The following is a 12,237-nucleotide window of genomic DNA, read 5'->3' on the forward strand; positions in this document are numbered from 1 at the left end:
ATCACATAAAAAATAACCCCACCAGCCGTTAAGCCCGTGAGGTTATCGTCAATCTTGTTATTTCAAATCAAAAGCAGAAGCACGTGTCCAATTTCCATTTTCCATTTGATAGAAAGTTGTCACAGCACCTTTAGAATCGGTCCGGCGAGCCCGTTGCACAATCTTAACGTTCAATTGTGCAACATCGCCGGTCGTCCCCTTCGCCTTAGCCAAATCTTCAGCATTAAAGACTTTGTCATAGACTGGGTAACGTTTAATCAAGTTCAATGTCTTACTGTAGTCTTCATACGTAATCTTATCGAAGACTAAGCCACTCTTACGCATCCAGAACTTCTTAGCGGCGGAATCCTTAGTGAAACGAATTCGATACCAAGTCCCTGAATCGGCGTCAGCTTTCATATCAATGTAAGCCCGCGTATAGCCAAGCTTCTTCCAATCGACCTTAGTCGTCTTCCAATTCTTAGCACCCTTGATATGGTTGTAAAGGACATAATTCTTCGCTTGTAAAGTCGTTGCTAATTCAGCATGTTGAGTATCCAAGCCACCCCGATATGTTTGGGTATCATTAGTCTGGTCATGCTTTTTAGTCGACCAGCTACTCAATGACTGCAAATTATTGCGCTTCTTAGCTGAGATTGAGACCCCGCCAATCCGCATCCAATAATGATCAGCTGATTTTGCACTACTAAATGCGATCCGGTACCATTGGCCAGATGACGCCTTAGCATACTTATCAACGTAAACCGTTGCGCCTAACTTCTTCCAGTCTGGTACAACTAAATTCCAGTTTTTGTGACCGCGAACATGGTTATAGAGTGCATACTTCTTGCTAACAGCTTTGGCGCTAACTTTGGCTGCTTGCACTTGTGACCCGTGGAAGTAAGTTTCTGTCTTGTTCGTTGCTTTACGCTTCTTAGTTGGCATTGAGATGGATAATTTACCAGAATCTTCAATTTGCGTCCCACCGGGCACTTCTTCAACCTGGGTCCCTGGTAAAGCCGTTGATTTATTGTTGCTAATGGCCATGCCAGCCGTGTCAAAGTTAGCCGTAACAAATGGCACACTACTCTTGGCCGTTTGAATCGTGTTGCCGGTAATCGTAATGTTCGTCATCTTAGTACCCGTCTTGGCATCTAAGTAGACATAACGGTTATCAGGACTCAAGTTAGAGAACGTATTGTTTTTAATGTTTAAGTTGTCCATCGTAATGTCTTTTTCGGTATTATATAAACGAATATAATTCCCAGAACCGAGGGCATACTTATTTACAAATTGGTTGTTTTGAATGTATAAGTTCGACACATCCCGGAAATGAATATTGGCATCATCTTCGGTTAATAATGGCCGTACATCTTGAACATAGTTATTTTCAAAGTAAACGTCATGAATAATACCGTCTTTACCATGGTTATAAAGCGCATGTTGGCCGATTGGGTTCGGTGCAAAGCTTTGAACATAGCCGTTCGTCTTTTGAACTGGTAAGAACTTGTTATTGGTGACATGGACGTCATAAGTTGGTAAGTTATCATATTGATCACCCGGGTTCTTATAAGACATCGCCTTTAAGTTCGAGTAATCAACTTGGATGGCTTCTTTATACTGCTTATCAGCGCCATTGAACCCAGTAAAAGTTGAGTTTTGGATCGTAATATCATGACTACCATCTAAGTCGATATAGTGACCAGTTGGTGATTCAGCGTTGTCAAACGTACAACCGTCAAATAAGACCTTAGACGCATGGTGCACACTTTGCGTGAAGATCGATTGACCAGCAGCGGTTTGACTGCCTCTAAATGTGGCGTTTTTCCAAGTAATATTGGAGATTCCGCCATCGTAGCCAGCCTGAGGACTTGGATAGACAAAGTTCACCCGCCGCGCATTATCGACGATGAAATTAGCCCCATCTTCGAAATTAAATGTAATGTTGGAATGTAACTTAACGACTTCAGTACCTTCATCGCTCCCAAAGTGATAATCACCCTTGGGAACATTGATCACGAGCGGCGCACTAGTATGTGCATCGATGATGTCTTGCAAGTTCTTCACGTTATCGATCGCCGCATTATTGCCGACTAACCCGGCATCTTTGGCATTGATGGTTTTAACATTACTGGTTGTTGCCGCCACCGCGTTGACTTGTGGTTGAACTAAGGTGGTGCCACCAGCTGTCAATAACACACCCATGGTAACTAATCCTAAGCCGGCTGCCCAATTGGTCCGTCGGCGGGTACTCTGTTTCATTATAAATTTCCTCCCCATAACCCTTTTTTTCCTGGTTAGTTTTAGTCTATCATGAAAACCATTAACAGAAAGATTTGTTAACCAATTGTAAAACAATCGACATATATTCTTAGTACGGCTGGTGTTAGTTAAAATTGCTGCCTGCCGGTTGGGGTCCAAACGTGGCCACCACGTTCCAGCCGATTCTGACCCAACCAGAGTGGCAATTTAAGCCAACTAACGCCAAATATATCTCAAGCATAGCTGGTTAACTGACTAAATGTACAAAATATTAAATAGTTTGTTGCCATGATTAACGAAATTCGGGTCAACATTGGTATAATTAGACCATAAACTCAAAAACGGAGGTGTGCGGAATGCAAATTAAACTAATCTCGACCAGCGATGTCCACGGCTACCTAGCGCCAACTGATTATAGCCGCCGGACCGATGTCGCGCCTTTTGGTCTGAGTCGCGCCGCTACCCTGATTCGTCAACTGACGGCAACGGATGACGACACGGTCTGGCCGATCGTCATTGACAATGGTGACTTTGTGCAAGGATCACCATTAACGTACTTCATTGCGCGACAACATTTAGAAGCCGCGCCGTTATACTCACGACTCGCAAACTGCAACCATGTTCAAGCTGGTATTTTTGGTAACCACGAATTTAACTACGGGTTAGACTTCTTGGACTTATGCGAATCAGCTCGCCATTACCCAATGCTGGCGGCCAATATCGAAGATGACCAACATCGTACGTTGTTTTCCAAACCCTATACCATTCTGGAACGGGCTGGTGTTAAAGTGGCGATTCTTGGCCTAACCACCCAATTCGTTGGTCGCTGGGAACTGCCCGCTCATTTGAAAGGCCTGCACTTTAAAGACATCGTGACTACGGCTAAAGCGTACGTACCTAAGTTGCGACAACTCGCTGACGTTGTGGTTGTCGCTTACCACGGTGGGTTGGAATGCGATCCGCAGACCAATCATCCAACTGAACGTTTAAACGGTGAAAACCGGGGTTCAGCCTTATTGAATGAGGTACCCGGCATCGATGCTTTAATCACTGGCCATCAGCATCGCCGCTTAGCCGTCAACATTAATGGCGTCCCAGTGACCCAACCCGGCATGAAGGGCCAAAACGTTGGCCTGATTACTTTGGATTTAGATGCCCAACACCACATCACCACCAGTCAGGCTGAAACCTTAAGCGTAAAGCATGCCGCCCCAGATGCGCAAGCAATGGCATTAATTAAACCAATCAATGATCAAATGGAAGATTGGCTCGATACCCCACTAGGGACCATTAACGGGGATATGTTAGTTCACGAACCACTCGCAGCCCGGTTACATAACCATCCGTATCTGAACTTTATTAATCAAGTTGAAATGGCGGCCACTGGCACTGATATTGCAGCCACGGCCCTCTTTAATGATGATGTCCCAGGCTTAAAGCCCAATGTCACTTTACGTGAAGTCATGAATAGCTACGTCTATCCGAATAAACTAGCGATTGAAACCATTACCGGCGCCGATTTAAAAGCTGCTCTGGAACGCTGTGCGAGCTACTTCTTGTTACAAGACAGCCACGTTATTGTTAATCCAGAATTTTTAAAGCCCAAATTACGGCATTATGTTTATGACATTTACAGTGGCATCGACTACACCTTTGATTTAACCCGCCCAATGGGACAACGGGTCGTTCAACTAGATTATCATGGCCAAGCCGTGACGCCTGAACAGACTTTAACGGTAACTCTAAATCATTATCGTGCTGGTGGCGGCGGTAACTATCCGATGTTCAGCACCACCAAGATTCAACGCCAACTGCCAACCGATATGACCGTCTTAATTGCCGACTACTTCGCCAAACATCCCGTTGTTACGGCGACACAACCAACTAACTTTAAGGTCAAGTACTAGTCCAGCATCGGTGAGAGCGTGAGGGCTACGTTTTTTGAGCCACAGTACGGTCTAAACTAAAAACGTCCAACCTTAGCACCGGTTATTGACCGATGTTAAAGTTGGACGTTTTATTTTAGCTTGAACGTTTAGAAGTTAACTGTATCGGGATCATTCGCTAAACCAGCGACACCACGCAGGCCATCGATGGTTGCCATATCGTCTTCACTTAACTCAAAATCAAAGATTTCGGTGTTTTGTTGAATCCGATCAGCGTGGACTGACTTTGGTAATGGCAAGAAACCGTGTTGCAAAGACCAGCGTAGCACCACTTGAGCTACACTCTTGTCATACTTTTCTGCCATTGTTTGTAATTCCGTGATGCCAAAGATTTTACCAGTACCTAATGGACTGTAAGCTTCTGACAAAATGCCATGGGCTTCATTGTAAGCCACAACTTCTGGTTCCATGTCACTAGGATTCAAGAAGATCTGGTTAACCGCTGGCACAACTTTAGCAGTTTCTAACAAGGTATCCAAATGTTTCGGCCGGAAGTTGGAGACCCCAATGGCCCGTGCTTTCCGATCGGCATAAGCTTCTTCCATCGCCCGCCACGTGTCTGCATTTAATTGTTGCCAATTGTCACGCATAGCGGCAGGATTAGGCCAGTGAATCAAGTATAAGTCAACATAATCCAAGCCTAACTTGTCTAAAGATGTCGCTAACGCCTGCTTAGCCGCTTCGTAACCATGGTCCGCGTTCCAAAGCTTCGTCGTGACGAATAAGTCTTTGCGGTCAACGCCACTATCGGCGATGGCTTTGCCAACACTATCTTCGTTGCCATAAGCAGCCGCCGTATCGATGTGCCGGTAGCCAGCCTTTAAAGCAGCAAGGACCGAGTCATAAGCAACTTGACCATCTGGTGTCTGCCACGTGCCAAAGCCAACAACCGGAATTTTAGTGCCATTATTTAATGCATACGTATCGGTGAGTTTGGTAATTTTTGTCATGCCAAAAAACCTCCAATTTTTAATTACAACGTTAAGTTTACCGGTTAACGAAGCCCGCTGCCAAGTAATCTGTTTCAGAAAAGATGACGGTCTCGGAAATAAGTGCGAAAATATAAACAACCACGCTTGGTGCTAGTTGAACTTGCCATCTGCCGGCTATATCTGGGGCCGACAATAAACAGTCATTAATTCCCGTTTATTAACGCCGGGCGGGCCAGAATTGGCTCAGTGGTGTCGTTTATCTTGGTCGGTGATTTTCCGACTTAGATAACCCCCGGCTTGGAAGACCGCACTTTGGCTTCCAAACGCGGCCACCACGTTCCAGCCGATTCTGGACCAACCAGAGTGACAATTTAAGCCAACTAGCACCAAGCGTAAACAACCCTTTTAAGAAACGGAGGTCGCGACTATGACAGACGCCAATCTATTAATGAATACCACGTTACTAGCCGGTGCTATCCTGCTTGAAAACGGCGCTGAGATTGCGCGGGTGGAAGATACGATGCAGCGCATCGCCACCAATGCCGGTTATCCTGATGCCCAAGTTTTCGTCTTACTAACCGGGATCACCGTTTCCTTACCAACCGTCGCAGCCAGTCAAGTTCGTGCCATTCACCAACGCGGGATGGACTTGGAAAAAGTCGATCAAGTTAACACTTTATCGCGGCGCTACGCTGACCACGAAATTGACTTACCGGCATTTGCCACCGCCTTAGCCCACGTGAATCAGGCGGTCCCAACATTCCCATTAAGTTGGCTGCTCGTGGCTGCGCTCATCGTCAGTGTCACCTTAATGGTCGCATTTACAGGTCACGCCACCCTCATCGACCTAACGACTTGTGCGGTGGCCGGTGTCGTTGGCTTTGCAGCGTTCTTTGCGATTAATCGAATTGGGCGAATTCGTTTTCTTAGTGAATTCGTCGGGGCCTTTTTAATCGGGCTGGTTACCTTAATCAGCTTTTGGATCAGTCACGGCCATTTACATCCTGACGCCATTATTATCGGCGCTGTCATGCCGCTCGTTCCGGGCGTCGCCATCACTAACGCTGTGCGCGATACCATGACCGGTAACTTATTAAGCGGCCCCGCCCGGGCGATCGAAGCGCTACTATCAGCTTGCGCTATCGGTCTGGGCATTGCCCTCACATCAATCTTTTACTAGGAGGCGGCCAGTATGCTGCATTGGATCTTTACGACCGGCTTATTACAGACCATTCTTGCTTACCTTGCCACCGCCGCTTTTGGCGTCTTGCTGAACATTCCGCGCCGCGCGCTTAATCTTAGCGGCTGGGTGGGAGCGGCCGGCTGGCTGACCTACGAAGCCCTTTACCAAGTTTTACCGACTACCATCAATATTAAACTCGCAATTGGCAATTTAGTTGCTGCCGTGGTCATCGGAGTTTTCAGTGGGCTTGCCGCCCATTATAAACGGATGCCGATGATTATTTTTAATATTCCAAGTCTAGTACCACTAGTCCCCGGCGGTCAGTCGTATCGCGTGGTGCGTAACTTAGTGACCGGTCATCCGGCAATCGCCAATCAGTACTTAGCCCAAGTCGTCATTATTGCCGGCGTTATTGCTATCGGCTTTTTACTCGCCGAATTTATCAACCGCCTTTTATGGCAATTACGGCATTAGTAGCCACCTTATATCAAAAAACTGGCTGACAAGTCTCGGTAGTGTCCCGAAGACTTGTCAACCAGTCATTAACATCGACCTAGCTGTAACAGCCAAGTAACCTAAAGAAAGTCGATTTGGTGGAGATTTGCAGGCATTTTACCATGATGGTGGTCTACTGTCCCCGCTTGCATTGTTCGTGCGGCATTCACAAAATGCGCACCCGTCGCTGCAATCAAACCCATACCTAAAATAGTTATAATACTCAATACCATCATCATTCACCCTTTTCTGATTACTTTACGGTTCCATTGTAGCGCTTACACCAGTAGTGTCATTTGAGAGCCATTAAAGAAAGATTAGGGTTTTCTTTTTTTAGTCTTTTACACCAAAAACGTTAGATTCTTAAGTTTTAAGGGCTTATGACTAATGATTTAGTGCTTTTGGGCTTTATAATATAAAGTCGCTTGGCAGACCATAATCCAGGTTGAGACACTCAACTTACAAAATAGCTAAAACGCTTGGGGCTAGTTTAACTTGCCGCCTGCCAGTTGGGGTCTAAAATGCTGGAACACCATCGCGGCACATCATTTAATCTGGCATGATCATCACTAAAAAAGGAATCCTCGTGGGATTCCTTTTTTGATCATTACTTTTAATGAATTAACGTGAAGTACCCAATCACTAAAGCCCCTAGCACAATTCGATACCAACCGAACGCCTTAAAGTCATTACGTTTGATGTAATCAAGCAAGAAGCGAATTGAGATGTAGGCAACAACGAAGGAGACAATCACCCCGACTGCCAAGACCATCCCTTGTAAGCCCATTAACGAATTGCCATGGTCAAAGTACTTATATAGTTTCAACAGTGACGCGCCAAACATCGTTGGAATCGCCATGAAGAAGGAGAATTCAGTCGCCACATAACGTGACGCACCAATCAAGATAGCACCTAAAATCGTCGCCCCGGAACGTGAGGTCCCCGGCACTAACGAAAGGAGTTGGAAGACCCCAATAAACAGCGCCGTGGTATAAGGTAATGTTTTTAAATCAGCGAACTTCGGTGTTAAGGACTTGTTGTGGTTTTCAATCACAATGAACAAGATCCCATAAATAATCAAGGTCGCTGAAACGACCGCCCAATTCATCAAATGGGCATCCATCCAGTCATTTAATGGTAACCCAATAATAACTGATGGAATCACGGCTAAGATCACCTTACTCCATAATACCCAAGTGTCGCGCTTCTCACCGCTGCTTTTGCGTGGTGATAACGGGTTTAACTTATGGAAGTAAATAACGACGACCGCCATAATCGCCCCTAATTGAATGACGACGTTGAACATATCCGTAAATTGCGTTGATTGTTGCATCTTGATGAATTCATCAACCAACACTAAATGCCCCGTGGAACTAATAGGTAAGAATTCAGTAATCCCTTCAACAATCCCCAAGATCACTGCTTTAATAATGTCTAACACGATATAATTCCTTTCTGTGTGCGTAGCGTATTCAAAACCAGTTTTGCACCTACCTGCTCAACAATCCCAACAGCTAACCACCTTTGGCTCAATCCAAAGTGGTTCACGCGGTAACGCTGGGCAATCCCAACTAATCAGTTCTAAGTGCACTTTATTATACCAAGCACGTCGCAACCTGAATAGTTCTATCAGGTAAGGATTCAGTAAAGCTTAACCATTTAAAGCGGCCAGCGCGGTCTCATAAGCTGCCTTAGTTTGGTCATCGAAACAAATAATCTGAATTGTTTGAATCGCTGACGCCGTCATCGTTGCGGTCTCACGTAACGTGGTCAGCGCAATCGTCGCGGCCAGCTTTAACGGAAAGTGGTAAACGCCCGTACTGATTGACGGGAACGCGACACTGCGACAACCATTGGCCGCTGCTAGGTCTAAACTATGGCGATAACTATTCGCCAACAACTTAGCTTCCTCATGCTGACCACCGCGCCAGATTGGACCCGGGGTATGGATCACAAACTTAGCCGGTAACCGAAAGCCCGGCGTAATCTTGGCGTCACCCGTGGCACAGCCGTTCAATGGCCGACACGCCGCTAATAATTCTGGTCCGGCTGCTCGATGAATAGCACCATCAACGCCACCACCACCAAGTAGGCTCGTGTTAGCGGCATTGACGATAGCATCCACTTTAACTGTGGTAATGTCCCCTAACTTAATTTCAATCGTTGCCATATGCTACCCTGCTTTCAAAAGAAGTGTCACGCTCGCGACCGCCTGTTGCTTTAATTGTGTCATCCCAGGCTGTTGCTTGGCTAGAATCTGCAGGCCGGTGCGCAGTTGCATCAAGCTAGCTGCAATCGTCGCCGTTGAAGCTGGCAATGATTGCGCCTGCCGCGTCAACAGTCCAACTAATCGCGTTTGTAAGTCTAAATAAATAGCTTGCGTTTGATCAGCAATCAAGGAATCGGCATCACCGACCTCGGCCATCAAGTTAACCATTAAACAACCTGCTGGCCAGGTCTCACTCTTAAACGGCATTAACAAACAATCTGCCAGTAGTGCTGGCAACGGTGTGCCGAGCGCTTGATCACGTTCAATCAGCCGCGTTAATTGTTGATTCAATACCGTCTGATAGGCTTGTAAACATTGACGTAATGCGACTGGTTTACTACGGTAACGGCGATAAAACTGGGAGCGTGAGAGTTGCCCGGCCGCAGCTAAATCAGCTACGGTCGTTTGCCCATAACCAACCGTCCAAAATTGGATCATTAACTTTTCCGTCACTTGGGCTGGTGTTAATTGCGTTGTCATTGCCATTTAAAAACCTCCCGACTGCTTACGCGGTCACTAAAATTTGAATCCCACGAATAATTGACCAGAAGTAACTGACAACAGCGACTATCCCGAAAATGGCGAGTAAAATAATGGCCAACCAGCCGCTATGCATCAAGTTATCCATATACAGTCCTGAAACACCTAAAACAATCAATAAGATGACGGCCATGACGGCTGGTAAGACATGGAGCCAGAACGCCCGTCCCGCCGTGCGATGGGCTTCAGGGTTGTCGCCAGTCAGGACCCACACGATTAATGGAAACAAGACTGGTAAGAACAAAATGCTTAAATAACTCAAACTATCAATCATACGATTTCGTTGCATGAACAACGCCTCCCCAATCAGACTTTACCACGAGTATAGCGAACCCAACGCGTCACGGCAAATCCTAAAGAACGGTTAAGTTGTTTAGAAGTCTTTCAAGTTTATGGTCCGGTTATCCCATTTGGGGATGGGTCTGCTATAATTCAAGGTGCATTAGTTAAGATGCGGAGGAATGTATCATGCAATTTAAATTCAAATGGGGCGTTTTATTAGCTGCCCTACTACTTAGTATCGGTGGTTGGCAATTGACGTCACGTGCCGATGACAGTTCAACTGACACCCCCATCGTGACACTGGGAACCAGCCTAACGAGCAGTCAAAGGGACGGTACCATCAAGACCTTAACTGCCAATCTCGACGACAGTAGCAATTATCAAACGTTAACCGTCAATGGTGACACTTTGGTCAAATACCTTAACCCCGCTGGCGAGAGCTTCACGAGTAGTTCGGGAGTTTGGTCCAGTGCCATGATTGAAAAGACCAGTTCCGGGTCCGGGATCAATGTTAAGATTCTCGACTATAATGGCAGTAATAACATCACGACCATTACCGCTGATCAATATAAAAACGCGGCCTTAACTGCCGGGATTGCCGATGCCAACATTTATATCACATCGGCTACCCCCATCGATGGCTCGGGCGCGTTAGCTGGGATCTATGCAGCTTATGCTAAAGCCGGCAACAGTCTCAACAACAAGCAAGTCAGTGCTGCTCAAAACGAATTAAGCACGCTAAGTGGAATTACTAAGGATAACAAGGATAAGGACGGTTATTCTGATGCCCAATTAAATAATGCGGTGGCCGGTGCCAAAAAAGACATGGCACAAAAAGGGAGTAACGTCACCAAAAACGAAATTACAACGATCGTCAATAATCAAATCACCAATAATAACTTAACTAATGTCATTACCAACAATCAAAAGACGCAAATCATCAACTTACTGGTTAAAATTCGCGATTCTGGTGCATTGGATTCATCCAGTTTCAAGACACAAGCCGGCTCATTGATGAAGAATATTCAATCAAACGCCAAAGGTATTTTCAACAAATTAAATACCCCTGAAAACCAAAATGCTTTCCAAAAGGTCTGGACGTCAATTACCAATTTCTTCAGTTCAATCTTTAAATCTATTTTTGGTTAAACGGCATTAAAAAAGCTAGCAATCACTTGGACCCGTGCCCGAGTAGTTGCTAGTTTTTTTACTAAATAATCGTTGGGCAGATTACCAACCACGCTCCGCCAAGCGGATAAGGTATCCGGTGGGGACCAGGAATAGCCAAAGTGCAGTCTATGTCTTCGCTTCGAAGCCGAAGCTCACGTCTTCGAAGGCGTCCCATGCAGTAAGGCCAGCCAATAACGCTGGCCAACTGCATCGACACGGGACACCTCATCCGCTCAGCTACACTCAAATTGCCTTGGCTAAAACGGTAAGTCGATAACGACTCTAGCTGAAACTCACCAATAACAAAACCAGTTGTCGAAGTCTCAATCTAATCTTTAAGAATCAAACTTGCTATACTTGTTACAACATAGTCGTGAATTAGCAGCGAGCGGACTGGATGATGCTCAGTGGTGGCCACCATGTTCTAGTGTCAATCCAAATCAACCGGGTCGACATTTGCCAGCTATCATTTAGTTCAATCATTTTGACTGTTAAGTTAGTTTACTAACCAATCATTTCCGTCTATACTAAAAAATCGTCCCCGCAGTACTCTTCAAACTGCGTGAACGATTTTTTAAAATGATTGACACTTTGTTACAAGTTACTAGTTTATGCTTCGGCCCGCTTGATATCGGCATAACTGGCCTTTTCAGATTGCTTGCCGGCATTATTGTTGACAAACTGATCCATAAATTCATCAACTAAATCTAAAGTTTGATATTGCTTAGCTAAGTTAAATGATTGGCTCCACGCACGATTGCGTTGTAATAATTCTGAGAAGACCACGTGTTCAATCCGGGCCCCTTCTGGTGTTAATTTCAAAACTTTGTTTCGACGATCATGATCTTCCGCTTCTTGATATAAGTAATCTTTTCGTAATAAGCGACCAATTAATCGTGAAATTGCTGAACGCGTAACGCCATGAGTTTCCGCGATATCCATTAAACGAATCTTGCCCTTGGCTTCGGCAATATCATAAAGAATGTAAAATTCGTCTAGCGTAATCCCGTGCTCCGTGGCTGGTTCCGCGAACATGTCGGATAAGTTCTTAAAACCGTGTAAGTACATGTGACTAAAGCGATTAAAAAGCTCCATGTCTTCATTCATAATAAAAATCTCCCTTTCAATTCAAAAGTCGAATTAGGCCATCAATTGTCATAATCCGCTCCAAAGTTATTT

11 protein-coding genes are annotated in these 12,237 nt (G+C 45.4%); 4 read left to right on the plus strand and 7 right to left on the minus strand.

Annotated features, from left to right (window positions below; all coding sequences use genetic code 11):
• Positions 1 to 57: 57 nt before the first annotated feature.
• On the minus strand, positions 58 to 2,241 hold the full coding sequence (locus FFM80_RS14440; protein ID WP_171001005.1) for a GW dipeptide domain-containing protein: 2,184 nt from the start codon (positions 2,239 to 2,241) through the stop codon (positions 58 to 60).
• Between the two features lie 356 nt (positions 2,242 to 2,597).
• Here FFM80_RS14440 and FFM80_RS00900 point away from each other — a divergent pair, with 356 nt between their 5' ends.
• Entirely contained in the window at positions 2,598 to 4,148 is a 1,551-nt protein-coding gene (locus FFM80_RS00900) for a bifunctional metallophosphatase/5'-nucleotidase (protein WP_137639095.1), read from the plus strand.
• A 128-nt stretch (positions 4,149 to 4,276) separates the two neighbouring features.
• Here FFM80_RS00900 and FFM80_RS00905 read toward each other — a convergent pair whose 3' ends face one another.
• Entirely contained in the window at positions 4,277 to 5,137 is an 861-nt protein-coding gene (locus FFM80_RS00905; protein WP_137639096.1) for an aldo/keto reductase, read from the minus strand.
• 409 nt (positions 5,138 to 5,546) lie between these two features.
• On the opposite strand from FFM80_RS00905, the gene FFM80_RS00910 reads away from it, so the two are divergent.
• Entirely contained in the window at positions 5,547 to 6,299 is a 753-nt protein-coding gene (locus FFM80_RS00910) for a threonine/serine exporter family protein (protein WP_137639097.1), read from the plus strand.
• A gap of 12 nt (positions 6,300 to 6,311) precedes the next feature.
• A complete protein-coding gene (locus FFM80_RS00915) occupies positions 6,312 to 6,776 on the plus strand; it encodes a threonine/serine exporter family protein (protein ID WP_137639098.1) in 465 nt (154 codons plus the stop codon).
• Between the two features lie 634 nt (positions 6,777 to 7,410).
• Here the strand turns inward: FFM80_RS00915 and FFM80_RS00920 are convergent.
• The 4 genes from FFM80_RS00920 to FFM80_RS00935 form a co-directional block, all read right to left on the minus strand.
• Positions 7,411 to 8,238 (minus strand): undecaprenyl-diphosphate phosphatase, encoded by an 828-nt coding sequence (locus FFM80_RS00920; protein WP_137639099.1) that lies wholly within the window; start codon positions 8,236 to 8,238, stop codon positions 7,411 to 7,413.
• A gap of 210 nt (positions 8,239 to 8,448) precedes the next feature.
• Positions 8,449 to 8,967 (minus strand): O-acetyl-ADP-ribose deacetylase, encoded by a 519-nt coding sequence (locus FFM80_RS00925; protein WP_137639100.1) that lies wholly within the window; start codon positions 8,965 to 8,967, stop codon positions 8,449 to 8,451.
• Positions 8,968 to 8,970: 3 nt separating this feature from the next.
• The gene (locus tag FFM80_RS00930; RefSeq protein ID WP_223877268.1) at positions 8,971 to 9,552 is read right to left on the minus strand and encodes a TetR/AcrR family transcriptional regulator; all 582 of its coding nucleotides are present in this window, start codon (positions 9,550 to 9,552) and stop codon (positions 8,971 to 8,973) included.
• Positions 9,553 to 9,571: 19 nt separating this feature from the next.
• Complete coding sequence (locus FFM80_RS00935; protein ID WP_137639101.1) at positions 9,572 to 9,895, minus strand: hypothetical protein; 324 nt, start codon at positions 9,893 to 9,895, stop codon at positions 9,572 to 9,574.
• Positions 9,896 to 10,074: 179 nt separating this feature from the next.
• Between FFM80_RS00935 and FFM80_RS00940 the strand changes: the two genes are divergently transcribed.
• Positions 10,075 to 11,037, plus strand: coding sequence for a DUF1002 domain-containing protein (locus FFM80_RS00940; protein ID WP_137639102.1), 963 nt, complete (start codon positions 10,075 to 10,077; stop codon positions 11,035 to 11,037).
• Between the two features lie 630 nt (positions 11,038 to 11,667).
• Here the strand turns inward: FFM80_RS00940 and FFM80_RS00945 are convergent.
• A complete protein-coding gene (locus tag FFM80_RS00945; protein WP_137639103.1) occupies positions 11,668 to 12,165 on the minus strand; it encodes a MarR family winged helix-turn-helix transcriptional regulator in 498 nt (165 codons plus the stop codon).
• Positions 12,166 to 12,237: the final 72 nt, after the last annotated feature.

Source organism: Lactiplantibacillus dongliensis (genome assembly GCF_005405105.1).
Classification (GTDB): domain Bacteria; phylum Bacillota; class Bacilli; order Lactobacillales; family Lactobacillaceae; genus Lactiplantibacillus; species Lactiplantibacillus dongliensis.